Here is a 16,401-nt window from a genome sequence, read left to right on the forward strand (position 1 = left end):
GGGCGCCACCGCAGACCGGTGGCGCCCCGCGAGGCGGCCGGGAGCGGTCGGGCCCGCTCCCGGCGCAGGTCAGATCGCCGCGGACCCCATCTCGCCCGCGGTCACGTTCTTGACCGACAGCTCGCCCGCCGCCGAGGTCCCGGCGCCGAGCGTCCTCCCGCCGGTCTTGCGGTCGCGGCGGCCGCGGCCCTCCAGCCACGTCGCGAACCGGCTCACCGCCATGTTGATCGCGATGTAGACGACCGCGATGACGATCCCGGCCTGGATCTTGTTGTTGTGGTAGTTCGCCGGGATCAGGTTGAAGCCCGCGTTGAGCAGCTCGCTGTAGGCGATGATGAACCCGAGCGCGGTGTCCTTGAGCAGGACGACGATCTGGCTCACGATCGCCGGCATCATCACCCGGATGGCCTGCGGCAGCAGCACCAGCCGCATGACGCCGTTCTTGCGCAGGCCGATGGAGTAGGCGGCCTCCGCCTGCCCCTTCGGGATGGACAGCACGCCCGCCCGCACGACCTCCGCGAGCACCGAGCCGTTGTACAGCACGAGGCCGAACACGACCGCGGCGAAGGCCGGCACGACGATGACACCGGCGTTGATCTTCACGCCGAAGAGCGAGAAGAAGTCGTCCACCAGGAGCCGCTGGAGCGTGCCGAACTGCGAGTCGGCGATCGACGGGCTGATCTTGTTCGGCACGAAGAACGCCAGGAAGATCAGGATCAGCAGCGGGATCGCGCGGAAGAACTCGACCACCGCGCCCGCCGGGATCCGGATCCACCAGTGGTCCGACAGCCGGCCGAGGCCGAACACGATCCCGAACAGCATCGCCAGCACGGCGGCGACCGCGGCGGCCTTCAGCGTGTTGCCGAGGCCCGGCAGGATCAGCTCTTTCCACACCGTCCACTTCAGGAACGGGCTCCACAGCTCGCCCGCGAACTGGCCCTTCTCCTTGAAGCGCCAGATGAGGGCGGCGAAGATCGCCAGCAGGACGACCGCCGAGACGACGGTCATCACCCGGTTGCGCGCCTGCGCCCGCGGGCCGGGGGCGTCGAAGAGGACCGTCGCTTCCTTGCTCATCGCGCCACCGCCATCCGCTTGGCCAGCCAGCCGAAGAAGAACCCGGTCGGCAGGATAAGGATCATGAAGCCGACGGCCACCCCGATGAACAGCGGGATCGCGCCGCCGGTGAAGGTCGGCGCGTCCAGCAGCGTCTTGCTGACCAGCGCCGCCTCGGCGTAGCTGGCCGCGGCCGCCACCGTCGTGTTCTTGATCATCGCGATGAGGATGCTGCCCATCGGCGCGATCACCGAGCGGAACGCCTGCGGGAGGATGATCATCCGCAGCGACTGGGTGAAGGTCAGCCCGATCGACCGCGCCGCCTCGGCCTGGCCGAGCGGCACCGTGTTGATGCCCGAGCGCAGCGTCTCGCAGACGAACGCGCCGGTGTAGCCCGACAGGCCCAGGACCGCCCACCAGTAGTACGTCGTCGAGGAGTTCGACGAGAACGTCAGGTGCAGCGTGTCGTTGAGCCCCTGGGCGCACAGCAGCAGCACCAGGGTCAGGGGGGTGTTGCGGACGATGTTGACGTAGCCCGCGCCGAAGGACCGCAGCACCGGCACCGGGGAGACCCGGAAGCTCGCGAGGAGCGTGCCGATGATGAGGGACAGGACCGCCGACGCCGCGGCCAGGCGGATCGTCGCCCAGAACCCCTGGAGGATCTCGTCGAAGTGGTCGAAGAAGGCGCTGAAGTCAAACATTGCTTAGCTGTTCCATAGCGTTCCAGCCGGTCGAGTCCACGCCGGTGCCTCCCCGGGAGCGCGTCTCCGGGGAGGCACCGGCCGAGGGGGAGCCTCAGCCTGGGATCAGGCGCAGCCTTCCATCTGCGGGACGGTCGTGTTGAGCTTCAGGCCCGTGCCCGTGAAGTTCTTCTCCAGGTACGTCTTCGCGCTGCCGTCGGTGTACATCTTCTGGATGGCGGCGTTGACGGCCTCGCAGGTCTCCTTGTCGCCCTTCTTGATGCCGACGCCGTACTTCTCGTCGGTGAAGGGGTCGTTGATGACCTTGAACTGGCCGGGCTGCTGCGCGGCGAAGCCGGCGAGGATCAGGTCGTCGGTGCTGACCGCGTCCAGGGCGCCGGCCTTCAGCTTGCTCACGCAGTCGGAGTAGCTGTTGGCGTCGACCAGCGTGACGCCCTTGATGTTGAGCTTGCCGTCCGGCGGCGGCTCGGTGACGCGGCGGAACGAGTTCGACCCGGCGGCGCGGCACAGCTTCTTGCCCTTGAGGTCCTGGGCCTTCTTGATGCTGGTGTTGCTCGCCTTGACCATCGTGTCCTGGTGCGCGACGTAGTACGGACCGCCGAAGGTGATCTGCTGCTTGCGCGCGTCGGTGATGGAGTAGGTCGCCACCACCAGGTCGACCTGGCCGCCGCCGAGGAACGACTCGCGGTTCGCGGAGGTCGTCTCCTTGAAGGTGATGCCGCTCTCGGGGACGCCGAGCTGCTTGGCGATGTACCGGGCGACGTCGACGTCGAAGCCGGCGAACGTGCCGTCCGGCTTCTTCAGCCCGAGCGAGGGCTGGTCGAACTTGATGCCGATCGTCAGCTTCTTGTCCTCTTTGGCCTTCTGGACGACCGTCTTGGCCTCGGTCTTCTCCTTGTCACTGCCGCAGGCCGACACGGCCAGCGACAGGGCAAGGCCCGCGCCGATCAGAGCGCCGAAACGCTTGAATCGCATTGCTCGTCACACCTCTGCTTCTCTGCCGGAGCCCCGCGGCTCAGTGCGTGAGGATCTTGGAAAGGAAGTCCTTCGCGCGGTCGGTGCGCGCGTTGGTGAAGAACTCGTCGGGGGTGTTCTCCTCCACGATCTGCCCGTCCGCCATGAACACGACCTTCTGCGCGGCCCGGCGGGCGAAGCCCATCTCGTGGGTCACCACGATCATCGTCATGCCCTCCCGGGCCAGGCCGGTCATGACGTCGAGCACCTCGTTGACCATCTCGGGGTCGAGCGCCGAGGTCGGCTCGTCGAAGAGCATCACCTTGGGCCGCATCGCGAGGGAGCGGGCGATCGCGGCGCGCTGCTGCTGCCCGCCCGAGAGCTGGGCGGGGTACTTGGCCGCCTGGTTCGCGATGCCGACGCGCTCCAGGAGTTCCATCGCGTGCTTCTCGGACTCCTGCTTGCCCTGCTTGCGGACCTTCACCGGGCCGAGCGTGACGTTCTCGAGGATCGTCTTGTGGGCGAACAGGTTGAACGACTGGAACACCATGCCCACGTCGGCGCGGAGCCGCGCCAGCTCCTTGCCCTCCTTGGGCAGCTCCTTGCCGTCGACGAGGATCCGGCCGCCGTCGATGGGCTCCAGCCGGTTGATCGACCGGCAGAGGGTCGACTTGCCGCCGCCCGAGGGGCCGATGACGACGACGACCTCGCCGCGGTCCACGGTGAGGTTGATGTCCTTGAGCACGTGCAGCTCGCCGAAGTGCTTGTGGACGTGCTCGACCACGACGAGCGGTCCCGTGCCGGTTGCGGCGGCCTGCGTGATGGCGTCCTCCGGCCCTTGCCCCTTGGTCAGGTCGGGCCCGCCTTCGCTGTCCGTCATGCGGTCGGACTCTACGTCATCCCATTGCGTGCGTTGGTTCCGTAGCGGTACCGATCCGATCACGACTGCGCAGTTCGGCGGGTAGATGACGCGTCGCAGAGTGATCATCCGTGCCCGGCGCGCACCCTCCGGCGCGTACGCTTGGGGACTGTCATGAGTGCGCCTATGGAGACGAGCCCCCGCACGTACGAGATCCGTACCTACGGGTGCCAGATGAACGTCCACGACTCCGAGCGGCTGTCCGGGCTGCTGGAGGCGGCCGGCTACGTGCGCGCGGGCGAGGCGGAGCCCGACGTGGTGGTGTTCAACACCTGCGCGGTGCGGGAGAACGCCGACAACCGGCTCTACGGGAACCTGGGCCATCTCCGGCCCGTCAAGGACGGTCACCCGGGCATGCAGATCGCCGTGGGCGGCTGCCTGGCGCAGAAGGACCGCGACACGATCGTCAAGCGCGCCCCCTGGGTGGACGTGGTGTTCGGGACCCACAACATCGGGTCGCTGCCCGCGCTGCTGGAGCGGTCGCGCGTGCAGAGCGAGGCGCAGGTCGAGATCGAAGAGTCGCTGGTGACCTTCCCGTCGACGCTGCCGACGCGCCGCGAGTCCCCCTACGCCGCGTGGGTGTCGATCTCGGTCGGCTGCAACAACACCTGCACGTTCTGCATCGTCCCGTCGCTGCGCGGCAAGGAGAGGGACCGCCGGCCCGGCGAGATCCTCGCCGAGGTCGAGGCGCTGGTGGGCGAGGGCGTCCTGGAGATCACGCTGCTGGGGCAGAACGTCAACGCCTACGGCTCGGGCTTCGGGGCCCTGGCGGCGGCGCCGGACGAGGTGCGCGCCATGACGGAGGGCGGCCAGTCCGCCTTCGCGGGCCTGCTGCGCGCGTGCGGGAACGTGGATGGCCTGGAGCGGGTCCGGTTCACCTCGCCGCACCCCAAGGACTTCACCGACGACGTGATCGCGGCGATGGCCGAGACCCCCAACGTCATGCCGTCGCTGCACATGCCGCTGCAGTCCGGATCGGACGCGGTGCTGCGGGCGATGCGCCGGTCCTACCGGCAGGAGCGCTACCTCGGCATCATCGAGAAGGTGCGCGCAGCCATCCCGGACGCCGCGATCACGACGGACATCATCGTGGGCTTCCCGGGCGAGACCGAGGCGGACTTCGAGCAGACCCTGCACGTGGTGCGCGAGGCGCGGTTCTCCTCGGCGTTCACGTTCCAGTACTCCAAGCGGCCGGGGACGCCGGCGGCCACCATGGACGGGCAGCTGCCCAAGGAGGTCGTCCAGGAGCGGTACGAGCGGCTGGTCGCCCTCCAGGAGGAGATCTCCTGGGCGGAGAACAAGAAGCAGCTCGGCCGCACTCTCGAGGTCCTCGTGGCCGAGGGGGAGGGCCGCAAGGACGAGGAGACCCGCCGCCTGTCGGGCCGCGCGCCCGACAACCGCCTGGTCCATTTCCGGGCGCCGGACGAGCCCGTCCGTCCCGGCGACATGGTCACCGTGGAGGTGACCTACGCGGCGCCCCACCATCTGGTGGCCGACAAGCCGGTCCAGGGCGTCCGGCGTACGCGGGCGGGCGACGCGTGGGAGGCGCGCCAGGGCGAGGGCACGAAGGGCGTCTCGCTGGGCATGCCGACGATCGGCCGTCCGGCGCAGAGCCAGGCCGCCGCACCCGGCTGCGCCGCCCCGACGCCCGCATGACCGCTCGGGACCCGGAGCGCCGAGCCGCCGGGCGAGGCCGCCGGGCCGAGGGCGCGGGAACGCGGTGCTGATCTCGGCGGCGGTGTGCCCGCACCCGCCCATCCTGGTGCCCGACCTGGCGGCGGGGGCCGCGCCGGAACTGGACGATGTGCGCGCGGCCTGTGACGAGGCCGTCACCCGGCTCGGGGCGCAGGACGCGGACGCGCTGATCGTCGTGGGCGGGGCTCAGGCCACGCGGGCCTACGGCGCCGGTGCCTACGCCACGCTCCGCCCGTACGGGCTGGAGTGGACGAGCCCGGTCGATCCGGCGGGCGGGTACGGCGGTGAGGCGCTGCCGCTGTCCCTCACCATCGGGTGCTGGCTGCTCCAACGGCACGGCCTCGCGGCGGACGCGCGCTACGAGTCGGTCGCGTTCGACGCCGATCCGGACGCCTGCCTGCGCCTGGGCGCCGAACTCGCCGGTTCGGCGGAACGCGTCGCGCTCCTGGTGATGGGCGACGGGTCCGCGTGCAGGACCGAGAAGGCGCCCGGATACCTCGACGAGCGCGCTCAGGGCTATGACGAGGGCGTCGCGCATGCCCTCGGCAAGGCTGACGCCGCCGCCCTCGCCGCCCTGGATCCCGTCGTCTCCGGCGAACTCCAGGTGGCCGGGCGCGCGGCATGGCAGGTGCTCGCGGGCGCCGCCACGCCCAGCACCTCCACCAGCACGGCCGCCGGCCCGGCGAGCGCCCCGTCCGCCGGGGCCGCGTCGGCGGCGGCTCTGCTGGCGGATGAGGCGCCCTACGGAGTCGGCTACTTCGTGGCGAGCTGGTCCTTCGAGAGCGGTAGGACGCGCTAGCGGGGCTCGTTCGGGCCCTGCTGGCCGCCGGTGCCGCCCTCGTCGCCGCGGTCGCCGCGGTCGATGTAGTCGTCCGCCTTGTCCTGGACCTTGTCGACCTTGTCGGCGTACTTGCCGCCGGTCTTCTGGTCGAACATGTCGCCGCCCTTGTCCACGCCCTTCTTGGCCTGGTCGGAGTGCTGGCCCAGCATTTCCTTGACCTTGTCGACGAAGGACATCGCGATTCCCCCCGGATCCCTCGGCTCGGCGGCCCCCGGAGGCCTGGCAGCGGCCTCGCGCGGAGCCCGTACAAGCAGGGCCATACCCAATCTGTTGCCACAATTGCAGGCGTGACCTCTCCAGATGTGATCGCGGTCGTGGGGGCGACGGCCGCGGGAAAGTCCGATCTCGCCGTGGAACTGGCGCTCCGCCTCGGCGGGGAGGCCGTCAACGCCGACTCGATGCAGCTCTACCGCGGCATGGACATCGGCACGGCGAAGCTGACGCCGGCCGAGATGCGCGGGGTCCCGCACCACCTGCTGGACGTCTGGGACGTCACGGAGACGGCGAGCGTCGCCGAGTACCAGCGGCTCAGCGCCGACGCCATCGCGGAGATCCGCGCGCGCGGGCGCCTTCCCGTCCTGGTCGGCGGATCCGGCCTCTACGTGCGGGCCGCGCTGGACCGCCTGGAGTTCCCCGGGACCGACCCGGCCGTCAGGGCGCGCCTCGAAGGGGAGCTGGAACGCGAGGGGAGCGCCGCGCTGCACGCCCGCCTCCGCGAACGGGATCCCGCGGCGGCGGAGGCGATCCTGCCGAGCAACGGCCGCCGGATCGTCCGCGCCCTGGAGGTCATCGAGATCTCCGGCCGCCCGTTCACCGCCACCCTGCCCGAGCACGTCTACCGCTACGGCTCCGTCGTCCAGATCGGGCTGGGCGTCCCCCGCGAGACGCTGGACGAGCGGATCGCGCTGCGCGTGCGGCGGATGTGGGACGCGGGGCTGGTGGACGAGGTCCGGGCCCTGGAGAAGCGGGGGCTGCGCGACGGCCTGACCGCCGGCCGCGCCCTCGGCTACGCGCAGGTCCTGCGGTTCCTCGCCGGGGAGTGGACGGAGGAGCGGGCGATGGAGGAGACCGTCCGGACGACGCGGCGCTTCGCCCGCCGCCAGGAGTCGTGGTTCCGCCGCGACCCCCGCGTCCACTGGCTTCCCCACGACGCCCCGGACCTGGTCGAGCGGGCCCTCGGCCTGGTCGGATGAGCGGTCCGGGCGGGGCCGTACGATCGAGGGATGCGGTTTGTTAAGGGGCACGGCACCGAGAACGACTTCGTGATCCTGCCCGACCCGGACGGCGCGCTGGATCTCACGCCGGAGGCGGTGGCGCGGCTGTGCGACCGGCGCGCCGGCATCGGGGCGGACGGCGTGCTGCGGGTCGTCCGGACGAAGGCGATGGACCTCGGCGGCGCCGGGGGCCTCGGCGGCGCGCAGGGGCTCGACGGCGCGGAGTGGTTCATGGACTACCGCAACGCCGACGGCAGCGTCGCCGAGATGTGCGGCAACGGCACCCGCGTGTTCGCCCGCTACCTCGTCGACGCCGGCCTGGCCGCCCCGGGCGAGTGGGACATCGCCACGCGGGCCGGGCTCAAGCGGGTGACGCTTGGGGCGTCCGGGGACGTCAGCGTCGACATGGGCGCCCCCGTCGCGCTCGGCTCCGGGGAGGCGTCCCTCGCGGGCGCCGTGTTCCGCGGTGAACGCGTGTCCATGGGCAACCCGCACCTCGCGTGCCGCGTCGACCGGCCCGTGGCCGCGCTGGACCTGACGCGCGCCCCGGACTTCGATCCCGAGGTCTTCCCGGAGGGCGTGAACGTCGAGTTCTACCGTCCCGTCGGGGACCGGCACCTGGAGATGCGGGTGTACGAGCGCGGCTCGGGCGAGACCCGCTCCTGCGGCACCGGGACCGTGGCGGTGGCCGCGGCGGCCGCGGCCGGCACGGACGGGCCCAGCGAGTGGACCGTGGACGTGCTCGGCGGGCGGCTGACCGTCGTCCTCGACGGCGCGACCAGCCATCTGCGCGGCCCGGCCGTCCTGGTCGCCGAGGGGGAGACCCGGCCGGGCTGGATCTGACGAAGTCAGGTCTGACCAGGGCAGACGGTATTTCCGGCGCGGTCCCGGATCGATCGGGACAAGTGTCCCTCCGCAACGGGACCGTGCACCGCGTAATTTCTTTCTTGCACACCCTCTGGTGAATGGCCCGTATGGACCGGGATGGGAGCCCCGGCGCCGTACGGAGCCCGAGGGCCGGTGGCGACCTTCTTGGCGGGGGGCGGTCACCGGCCCTCCCACCAGGAGAGGTCCGGCGGGGAACCGCGGACTCCGGTGCGAGGACTCAGGATCGGGCGCCGTTGACGGGCAGCCGGGCGCGGACCAGCGTCCCGCCCTTGGGCCCCGGCCCCACCGTGCAGGAACCGCCGAGTTCGGCCGCGCGCTCGCGCATGGACGACATCCCGATCCCCGAGCGCATCTGCGCGGGCAGACCCACGCCGTCGTCGCCGACGGTCACGTGCAGATCGCCGTTCAGGTACAGCCGCACCACCGCCGAGTCCGCCCTGGCGTGCCGGTGCACGTTCGTCAGCGCCTCCTGGACGATCCGGTACGCGGCGACCTCGGCGGCGGCGGGGAGCCGCTCCAGGTCGCCCTCGACGTGGACGTCCACCCGCGGGCCGTCGCCCGTCGCGACGACGCCGCCGAGCGCCTGGATCGCGCCCGCGAGCCCGAGGTCGTCCAGCGCGGGCGGGCGCAGCCCGTAGACCAGCTCGCGGATGTCGCCGATGGTGCGGCCCATCATCGTCCGCAGGTTCTCCAGCAGCGCGTCGGCGGCCTCGGGGTCGGTCTTCAGGGTGATGCGCGCCGCGTCCACCGTCATGGCGAGGCTGGCGAGCGTCGGGCCGAGCCCGTCGTGCAGGTCGCGGCGCAGGCGGCGGCGCTCCTCCTCCCGGGTGCGCAGGATGCGCTCGCGGGAGCGCGCCACGTCCGCCGTGAGCCGGGCGGCGTTCGCCAGCTCGGCGAGGTTGCGGGCGAGGATGCCCGACATCCGGGCGTCCGGCGGCCGGGAGACGCCGAACAGCAGCCGGCCCACCGGCTCGCCGTGCCAGACCAGCGGGATCAGCTGCGGGCGGTCGCCGAGCACGCCGTCCTCCGCCGAGACCGTCCGGCCGTCGCGGTCCAGCACCTCGATCACGACGCCGGTGGCGTGCAGCGCCGAGCGGGCGACCTCCGCGGCGACGGCGAGCGCCGCGGCGGGGTCGACGGCCGTCTGCAGCCGCCGGTTCAGCCGGTCCGCGATCCGGTACGGGTCGCGCTCGCCGTGGATCAGCCCGTCCACGGCGCGCTGGAGCCGCCGCCGGACCGGCTCGAACACCGCGCCGGCCACGATCGCGCCGGCGAGGCCGGCCAGCGTCCCGTAGCCGTGCGCGAGCAGGCCCGCCGCGCCGACCAGCGCGAAGTACACGCCGGTGATCACCACGACCAGCCCGGCGTACACCAGCGTCCGGCTGACCACCAGGTCGATGTCGTACAGCCGGTAGCGGCGGATCGCGATCCCGATGCAGATCGGCACGGCCGCGATGCTGAGATCGCGCAGGGGGTCGCCGATCCGGCTGTTCTCCCCGACGAAGATGACGGCCTGCGCGATCACGCCGGGGTAGACGACCCACGCGATCTGCCGCCGCACGTCCGGCGACGACCGCGCGAACCGGACCACCAGCGACAGCAGGCCCCCGGCGAGCGTGCCGAGGATCAGGGCGCTGATCGGGACCGGGATCTTCTCGAACGGGTAGACGGACACGCCGTTGTGGAACCGCCGGGCGCCCGGGTCGAGCGTCAGGTGCGCGCACACGACCACCGGGACCAGCCAGGCCAGCCACAGCACGGGCCGGAACCAGCGCGTCACCACCCGGCCGTCCGGGAAGATCAGCGGCAGGACCAGGGTGAGCGCGTAGGTGTCGACGGCCCACAGCCACGTGGCGAGCCAGCGGAGGAACGCGGCCCCGGCCCAGCCGTGCAGCGTGAACCACGGCGCGAGGTTGAGGACCAGGACGTACACCGCCGCGCTGAACCCGGCCCCGAGCATCAGCCAGCCGACCCGGAGCCCGGACCGCTTGCGCAGCAGCGCGGCGGCCACCGGCGTCCAGAAGATCGCGATGACGATCTCCGGATGCCACCAGACGAGCCGCTCGCCGGCGGGCAGGAAGGCGCCGAGCAGGAGCGACGCGGTGACGGCCAGGACCGCCGCCAGGGCGAGCGGGACCGCCGCGCGTGCCGCGAGCCCGCGGCCGTGCTCGGCGGTCTCCATGGATGCCCCCCGAATCAAAAGTAATGGAATGTTAAAACGTCCGGCCCGTCCTGCTGCACTACCGGCGGCGTCCGCCTCAGGACAGAGGGTCCGCGCGGGCGGCCGGCGGCGCCGCGCGTGCCGTGATGGTAGCCGCGGAACCCGGCACACGGAACAGATGTCCCAGCTCAGGGCACTCTGGGTGAAGGCGGGCGGGAACGAGGGGGTGCCGCCGGGAACGCCGCGGCCGGCGGGCAACGGAAACGGGAACCGTCGGCGTTTCCCCCGCGCATCGCGTGATCGATCCATGACATTCTGTGATCGGCGCATGCGGCGGGAGGAGGGACATGGCGGCGTTCCTGCTGCGGCGGCTCGCGAACTACGCGGTGCTGGTCGTGGCGGCCACGAGCCTTGCCTACCTGCTCGCCGCCGCCGCGCTCGACCCCCGGTCCAACTTCGACGACCGCGCGCCCCGCCCGCCGGAGTCGGTCGTGGACGCGCGGCTCACCCGCCTCAACCTGAACGACCGCACGTCCCTGGCCGTGCGGTACGGCACCTGGGCCGCGGGCGTCCTGCACGGCGACTTCGGGCGCACGTGGGAGGGGCAGCCCGTGAACGCCGAACTGTGGCGGCGGCTCGGAGTGAGCCTGCGCCTGCTGTCCCCGGGCGCGTTCCTGGGGTCGGCCCTGGGCATCCTGCTGGGCGCCTACGCGGCGATACGGCAGGGACGCGCGGCGGACCGCTTCATCACGTTCGGCTCGTACCTGCTGCTGGCCGTGCCGGTGTTCGTGCTGGCGGTGCTGCTGCAGATCGTCGCGGCCGAGGCCAACGACGCGCTGGGGATGCACCTGTTCGCCTGGGTGGGGGAGACCACCCCGGGAGCGGCCTACGGGACGTTCGGTGCGCTCGGCGGCTTGGCGGACCATGTACGGCACCTGCTCCTTCCCACCATCACCATCGCCACCACGCAGGTCGCGTTCTATAGCCGCTACCAGCGCGGCCTGATGCTGGACGTCCTGCACGCCGACTTCGTGCGCACGGCCCGGGCGAAGGGGCTGCGCCGCCGCACGGCCCTGCTGAGGCACGGCCTGCGGACCGCGCTGATACCGATGACCACCTACTTCGCCTACTCGTTCGGGTTCCTCGTGCTGGGCGGCATGTTCTGCGAGCAGGCGTTCGGCTGGCACGGCATGGGCGAATGGCTGGTCGAGGCGATCTCGCGGGGCGACGTCAACGTGGTCGCGGCGATCAGCTGCCTCGCGGCGTGCGGCGTCCTGTCCGCCGGGCTGGCGTCGGACGTCCTGCACGGGGCTCTCGACCCCCGCGTCCGGACCGGGGCCGCCGCATGACCACCGGACTCGCCGCCCGCACCGCGCCCGAGCGGCCGGGTGCCGCCGCGCCGCCGCCTCCCGCCGGCCCGCCCTCGCTGCCGCGCCGGCTCGCCCGCAGCAGGCGGGCCGTCGCGGGGCTGGTCCTGCTCGCGGCCCTGTTCGCGGTCGCGTTCGGCGCGCCGCTGCTGTCCCGCTGGGGCTGGGACGACACCGACTTCACCGCGTTCCGGCAGGGGCCGTCCGCACGGCACTGGCTCGGCACCACGCAGAGCGGCCGGGACGTCCTCGCCCTCACCCTGCGCGGGACCCGGCGCTCGCTGGTCATCGGCCTGTCCGCGGCCGTGCTGTCGACCGGGCTGGCGGGGCTGGTCGGCGCCGTCGCCGGGTTCGCCGGCGGGCGGCTCGACCGGATCCTGATGTGGGGCACCGACCTGCTGCTGGTCCTGCCGTCGTTCCTGCTCGTCGCCGTGCTGGCGCCGGCGCTCGGCGGCGGCGCGCTGGTGCCGCTGCTCGCGGCGGTCCTGTGGATGGTCACCGCGCGGGCCGTGCGGGGCATGACGGCCTCGCTGCGCGAGCGCGAGTACGTGCTCGCCGCCCGGTTCCTCGGCGCGGGCCCGGTGCGGGTGGTCGTCCGGCACGTGCTGCCGCACCTGGCGTCGCTGCTGGTCGTGGACGCGAGCGTGAACGTCAGCGTCGCGGTCATCGCCGAGAGCGGGCTGTCCTGCCTCGGGCTCGGCGTGCGCCCGCCGGACGTCTCGCTGGGCACGCTGGTCGCCGAGGGGCAGGGCGCCGCGACCGCCTACCCGTGGCCGTTCGCGGCGGCCGCGGCGATGCTCGTGCTGATCGTCCTCGCGGTGAACCTGCTCGGGGACGGGCTGCGCGACGTCCTGGACCCGGAGGCCGGGCCGCGGCGGGGTGGCCGATGACGGTCCTCGCGGTGCGGGACCTGACGGTCCGGTACGCCTCGGGCGTGCACGCGGTCCGCGGTGTGGGCTTCGACGTCGGCGCGGGCGAGGTCCTCGGCGTCGTCGGCGAGTCCGGGTCGGGCAAGACCGCGCTGGCGCTGGCGATGGTGGGGCTGCTGCCGCCGGACGCGCGCGTGACGGGCTCGGTCCGGCTGCGCGGCGAGGAGCTGGTCGGACGGTCCGACGCCGAGCTGTCCCGGGTCCGCGGCAAGGACCTCGCGATGGTGTTCCAGGATCCGCTGTCGGCGCTGACGCCCGTCCACCCGGTCGGCGACCAGATCGCCGAGGCCGTGCGCGTCCACTCGGGCGCCACACGCGCGGCGGCGCGCGCGCGGGCCGTCGAGTTGCTCGACCTCGTCGGCATCCCCGGGGCGGCGCGGCGGGCGCGCGCCCATCCGCACGAGTTCTCCGGCGGCATGCGGCAGCGCGTGATGATCGCGATGGCGATCGCCAACGACCCGGTCGCGATCGTCGCGGACGAGCCGACGACGGCGCTGGACGTGACCGTGCAGGCGCAGGTCCTGGACGTGCTGAAGGCGGCGAAGGAGGCCACCGGCGCCGCGATCGTGCTGATCACCCACGATCTCGGGGTCGTCGCCGGGTTCGCCGACCGGATCATGGTCATGTACGCGGGCCGGGCGGTGGAGTCGGGGCCGGTGGAGGAGGTCTACCGGCGCCCGCGGATGCCGTACACGATCGGGCTGCTGCAGTCGCTGCCGCGCATGGGGACCGGCGGCGCCCGTGCCGCGGCGATCGACGGGGCGCCGGCCCCGGCGGCGGCGGGCGGCGCGTGCGCGTTCCTTCCGCGGTGCCCCGTCGCGGTGGACGCGTGCGGCGACCGCGATCCGGAGCCGGTCCTGGTCGGGCCGTCGGGGCACACGGCCGCGTGCGTCAACACCGAGGCGACCGCCGACCCCGACGCGGTGTTCCCGCTGCCCGACGCGGTGCTGCGGCCCGCCCGTCCGCCCCGGCGCGAGCGTCCCGTCGTCCTGGAGGTGGACGGCCTGGTCCGCCACCACCCGCTGTACCGGGGGACGCTGTTCAGGCGGCGCGCGGGCACCGTGCACGCGGTGGACGGCATCGGGTTCGACGTCCGGGAGGCCGAGACGCTCGCGCTCGTGGGGGAGTCGGGCTGCGGGAAGACGACGGCGCTGATGGAGATCCTGCGGCTGGCGCGCCCGCAGGGCGGGCGCGTCGCCGTGCTCGGCCAGGACACCGCCGCGCTGCGCCCGTCCCGCCGCAAGGCGCTGCGGCGCGACGTCCAGGTCGTCTTCCAGGACCCGTTCACGTCCCTCGATCCCCGGATGCGCGTCGCCGACATCATCGCGGAGCCGCTCGCCGTGCACGGCGAGCGCGCGCCGGACGGGCGCGTCCGGGAGCTGCTCGAACTGGTGGGGCTGGAGCCGGTCCACGCCGGGCGGTACCCGCACGGGCTGTCGGGCGGGCAGCGGCAGCGCGTCGGCATCGCGCGGGCGCTCGCACTGGAGCCGCGGCTCCTGCTGCTGGACGAGCCCGTGGCGGCGCTGGACGTGTCGGTCCAGGCGGGCGTCATGGACCTGCTCGAAGGGCTGCGCGCCCGGCTCGGCATCGCGTACCTGTTCGTGGCGCACGATCTGGCGGTCGTGCACCGCATCGCCGACCGCGTCGCCGTCATGTACATGGGGCGCATCGTGGAGATCGGCTCCGTGGACGAGGTGTACGGAAGGCCCGCCCACCCGTACACGCGCGCGCTGCTGGACGCGGTGCCGCTGCCCGATCCGCGCCTGGAACGCCGCCGACGGCGCGTCCCCCTGCGCGGGGACCTGCCCGACCCCACGGCCCCGCCGACGGGATGCCGCTTCCGCTCGCGCTGCCCCCGGTACACGGCGCTGGGCGAGGCGGACGCCCGCCGATGCGAAGAGCACGACCCCCTGCCCCGTCCCATGAGCACCGACCGAGAGAGCGACCAATGGGCCGCCTGCCATCATCCCCTCGTCGAGGCCGGAGCCGGCCTGTGAGGCGCCTGCTGTGCGCCCTGCTCCTCCTCGCCGCGACCACGGCCGCAGGCGGCTGCGGCGGCCCGGGGCCGGGGGAGGCGACGACCCGCGCGGCCGGGCGGCTGCCCGCGTCGGACGTCAACCCGACCCCGCGCGACCACGTCCGCAACGGCGGCACGCTCCGCTGGCCGCTCCCCGAGTTCCCCTCGCAGTGGAACTTCAACGATGTCAACGGGACGAAGGGATCGGTCGAGCAGGTGATCCAGGGCGCGCTGCCGCACCTCATGCGCGCCGACGAGAAGGCCGTCCCGCATCCGGTGCCCGAGTACCTCCGCTCGGCCGAGCTGCGGCGCAGCGGACGCGGGCAGGTCGTCACCTACCGGCTCAACCCCGACGCGCGCTGGTCCGACGGCCGGCCTCTCGGTTATCGCGACTTCGAGGCGCAGGCGCGCGCGCTGTCGGGCCGCGACCCGCGCTACGAGGTCTCCACCGTCACCGGCTACAAGCAGATCGAGCGCGTCGAGCAAGGCGCGGACCCTCACACCGTCGAGGTGACCTTCGCGGGGACGTACGCGGACTGGCGCAGCCTCTTCAGCCCCCTCTATCCGGCGGTGGCCTACTCGACGCCCGCCGCGTTCAACACGGGCTGGATGGACCGCATGCCGGTCACGGCGGGCCCGTTCAAGCTCGGGAGGATCGACCAGACGGCCAAGACGGTCACGATGGTGCGCGACCCCGGCTGGTGGGGCCCGCCCGCCAAGCTCGACCGGATCGTCTACCGGGCGATGGACACCAGCGCGATGCCGGGCGCGTTCGCCGCCAACGAGATCGACCTGATGGACGTCGGCCTGGACGCGGGCGCCCTGCACCGCGCCGAGGCCGTCCCGGGGGCCGCCGTGCGGAGGGCGGGCGGCCCCGACTGGCGGCACTTCACGTTCAACGCGGCCGGGCCGATCCTGTCCGACCTGCGGGTGCGGCGCGCCGTCATGCTCGGCATCGACCGCCGCGCCATCGCCCGCTCCGACCTGTCCGGGCTGGGCGTGCCGATCCAGACGCTCGGCAACCACTTCTACGTCAACACGCAGGACGGCTACCAGGACGACTCCGCGGAACTGGGCGGCTACGACCCGGTGGCCGCGCGGCGCATCCTGGACCAGGCGGGCTGGACCCCCCACGGCCGGTACCGGAAGAAGGACGGCCGGACGCTCGCGCTGCGGTTCGTCATCCCGTCCGGGGTTCCGATCAGCGAGCAGGAGGGGGAGCTCACGCGCGCGCTACTGCGGCGCATCGGCGTCCGGGTCGACATCGACGCCGTCCCCGCCGACGACGTGTTCGACCACTACGTCACCCCCGGGAACTTCGACATCGTCCCGTTCTCCTGGCTGGGCACCTCGTTCCCGGTGTCGCCCATGAAGGCGGTGTTCGCGCGGCCACGCGGGGACCGCATCCAGCAGAACTATTCGCGCACGGGAACGGCCGCCATCGACGCGGCCATGGACCGCGCGATCGCGGAGGTCGATCCCGCGAGGATTCACGTCCTTGTGAACGAGGCGGACCGGCTCGTCTGGCAGCAGGCCGTCGTCCTGCCCCTCTACCAGCGCCCCCAGCTCGTCGCGGTCCGCGCCGACCTGGCCAACATCGGCGCCCGCGGCTTCTACGAGCCGGGCTACCAGGACATCGGCTTCACGAGCCCGGGCTGACCC

The 16,401-nt window shown here is 72.9% G+C and carries 14 protein-coding genes; 8 read left to right on the plus strand and 6 right to left on the minus strand.

Annotation, left to right across the window (positions count from 1 at the left end; all coding sequences use genetic code 11):
- Positions 1 to 69 precede the first annotated feature (69 nt).
- The 4 genes from ABZ914_RS07320 to ABZ914_RS07335 form a co-directional block, all read right to left on the minus strand.
- Positions 70 to 1,074 (minus strand): amino acid ABC transporter permease, encoded by a 1,005-nt coding sequence (locus ABZ914_RS07320; protein WP_500192209.1) that lies wholly within the window; start codon positions 1,072 to 1,074, stop codon positions 70 to 72.
- On the minus strand, positions 1,071 to 1,754 hold the full coding sequence (locus tag ABZ914_RS07325) for an amino acid ABC transporter permease (RefSeq protein ID WP_190856223.1): 684 nt from the start codon (positions 1,752 to 1,754) through the stop codon (positions 1,071 to 1,073). The genes ABZ914_RS07320 and ABZ914_RS07325 overlap by 4 nt, the downstream gene beginning before the upstream one ends.
- A gap of 105 nt (positions 1,755 to 1,859) precedes the next feature.
- Positions 1,860 to 2,729 carry a glutamate ABC transporter substrate-binding protein gene (locus tag ABZ914_RS07330; RefSeq protein WP_500192210.1) on the minus strand — a complete coding sequence of 290 codons (870 nt, stop codon included), beginning with the start codon at positions 2,727 to 2,729 and terminating at the stop codon, positions 1,860 to 1,862.
- Between the two features lie 40 nt (positions 2,730 to 2,769).
- Positions 2,770 to 3,492, minus strand: coding sequence for an amino acid ABC transporter ATP-binding protein (locus ABZ914_RS07335; protein WP_307799460.1), 723 nt, complete (start codon positions 3,490 to 3,492; stop codon positions 2,770 to 2,772).
- A 261-nt stretch (positions 3,493 to 3,753) separates the two neighbouring features.
- On the opposite strand from ABZ914_RS07335, the gene miaB reads away from it, so the two are divergent.
- Entirely contained in the window at positions 3,754 to 5,283 is a 1,530-nt protein-coding gene (gene miaB, locus ABZ914_RS07340; protein WP_500192211.1) for a tRNA (N6-isopentenyl adenosine(37)-C2)-methylthiotransferase MiaB, read from the plus strand.
- Between the two features lie 64 nt (positions 5,284 to 5,347).
- On the plus strand, positions 5,348 to 6,121 hold the full coding sequence (locus tag ABZ914_RS07345; protein ID WP_500192212.1) for a class III extradiol ring-cleavage dioxygenase family protein: 774 nt from the start codon (positions 5,348 to 5,350) through the stop codon (positions 6,119 to 6,121).
- Here ABZ914_RS07345 and ABZ914_RS07350 read toward each other — a convergent pair.
- Positions 6,118 to 6,339 (minus strand): antitoxin, encoded by a 222-nt coding sequence (locus ABZ914_RS07350; protein ID WP_500192213.1) that lies wholly within the window; start codon positions 6,337 to 6,339, stop codon positions 6,118 to 6,120. The two genes, ABZ914_RS07345 and ABZ914_RS07350, sit on opposite strands and share 4 nt — an antisense overlap.
- A gap of 126 nt (positions 6,340 to 6,465) precedes the next feature.
- Between ABZ914_RS07350 and miaA the strand changes: the two genes are divergently transcribed.
- Positions 6,466 to 7,356 carry a tRNA (adenosine(37)-N6)-dimethylallyltransferase MiaA gene (miaA, locus tag ABZ914_RS07355; protein WP_500192238.1) on the plus strand — a complete coding sequence of 297 codons (891 nt, stop codon included), beginning with the start codon at positions 6,466 to 6,468 and terminating at the stop codon, positions 7,354 to 7,356.
- Between the two features lie 30 nt (positions 7,357 to 7,386).
- Positions 7,387 to 8,220: a diaminopimelate epimerase gene (gene dapF, locus ABZ914_RS07360; protein WP_500192214.1), complete on the plus strand. Its 834-nt coding sequence runs from the start codon at positions 7,387 to 7,389 to the stop codon at positions 8,218 to 8,220.
- A 262-nt stretch (positions 8,221 to 8,482) separates the two neighbouring features.
- Here the strand turns inward: dapF and ABZ914_RS07365 are convergent, their stop codons facing one another.
- The gene (locus tag ABZ914_RS07365; RefSeq protein ID WP_500192215.1) at positions 8,483 to 10,447 is read right to left on the minus strand and encodes a sensor histidine kinase; all 1,965 of its coding nucleotides are present in this window, start codon (positions 10,445 to 10,447) and stop codon (positions 8,483 to 8,485) included.
- 326 nt (positions 10,448 to 10,773) lie between these two features.
- Between ABZ914_RS07365 and ABZ914_RS07370 the strand changes: the two genes are divergently transcribed.
- Genes ABZ914_RS07370 through ABZ914_RS07385 form a run of 4 tightly spaced genes read left to right on the plus strand, consistent with a single transcriptional unit; the run spans position 10,774 to position 16,398 of the window.
- Positions 10,774 to 11,775: an ABC transporter permease gene (locus ABZ914_RS07370; protein ID WP_500192217.1), complete on the plus strand. Its 1,002-nt coding sequence runs from the start codon at positions 10,774 to 10,776 to the stop codon at positions 11,773 to 11,775.
- Positions 11,772 to 12,683 carry an ABC transporter permease gene (locus ABZ914_RS07375; RefSeq protein ID WP_500192218.1) on the plus strand — a complete coding sequence of 304 codons (912 nt, stop codon included), beginning with the start codon at positions 11,772 to 11,774 and terminating at the stop codon, positions 12,681 to 12,683. Before ABZ914_RS07370 ends, ABZ914_RS07375 begins: the two co-directional genes overlap by 4 nt.
- A complete protein-coding gene (locus ABZ914_RS07380) occupies positions 12,680 to 14,719 on the plus strand; it encodes a dipeptide ABC transporter ATP-binding protein (protein ID WP_500192219.1) in 2,040 nt (679 codons plus the stop codon). Before ABZ914_RS07375 ends, ABZ914_RS07380 begins: the two co-directional genes overlap by 4 nt.
- Positions 14,716 to 16,398 carry an ABC transporter family substrate-binding protein gene (locus tag ABZ914_RS07385; protein WP_500192220.1) on the plus strand — a complete coding sequence of 561 codons (1,683 nt, stop codon included), beginning with the start codon at positions 14,716 to 14,718 and terminating at the stop codon, positions 16,396 to 16,398. Before ABZ914_RS07380 ends, ABZ914_RS07385 begins: the two co-directional genes overlap by 4 nt.
- Positions 16,399 to 16,401: the final 3 nt, after the last annotated feature.

It is taken from the genome of Spirillospora sp. NPDC046719 (assembly GCF_040645715.1).
Taxonomy (GTDB): domain Bacteria; phylum Actinomycetota; class Actinomycetes; order Streptosporangiales; family Streptosporangiaceae; genus Spirillospora.

Bases quoted from the DNA above. Each gene is read 5' to 3' on its own strand.
- ABZ914_RS07365 (WP_500192215.1), bottom strand. From the start codon at position 10,447: ATGGAGACCGCCGAGCACGGCCGCGGGCTCGCGGCACGCGCGGCGGTC.
- ABZ914_RS07325 (WP_190856223.1), bottom strand. From the start codon at position 1,754: ATGTTTGACTTCAGCGCCTTCTTCGACCACTTCGACGAGATCCTCCAG.
- ABZ914_RS07370 (WP_500192217.1), top strand. From the start codon at position 10,774: ATGGCGGCGTTCCTGCTGCGGCGGCTCGCGAACTACGCGGTGCTGGTC.
- ABZ914_RS07320 (WP_500192209.1), bottom strand. From the start codon at position 1,074: ATGAGCAAGGAAGCGACGGTCCTCTTCGACGCCCCCGGCCCGCGGGCG.
- ABZ914_RS07375 (WP_500192218.1), top strand. From the start codon at position 11,772: ATGACCACCGGACTCGCCGCCCGCACCGCGCCCGAGCGGCCGGGTGCC.
- dapF (WP_500192214.1), top strand. From the start codon at position 7,387: ATGCGGTTTGTTAAGGGGCACGGCACCGAGAACGACTTCGTGATCCTG.
- miaB (WP_500192211.1), top strand. From the start codon at position 3,754: ATGGAGACGAGCCCCCGCACGTACGAGATCCGTACCTACGGGTGCCAG.
- ABZ914_RS07380 (WP_500192219.1), top strand. From the start codon at position 12,680: ATGACGGTCCTCGCGGTGCGGGACCTGACGGTCCGGTACGCCTCGGGC.
- ABZ914_RS07350 (WP_500192213.1), bottom strand. From the start codon at position 6,339: ATGTCCTTCGTCGACAAGGTCAAGGAAATGCTGGGCCAGCACTCCGAC.
- ABZ914_RS07330 (WP_500192210.1), bottom strand. From the start codon at position 2,729: ATGCGATTCAAGCGTTTCGGCGCTCTGATCGGCGCGGGCCTTGCCCTG.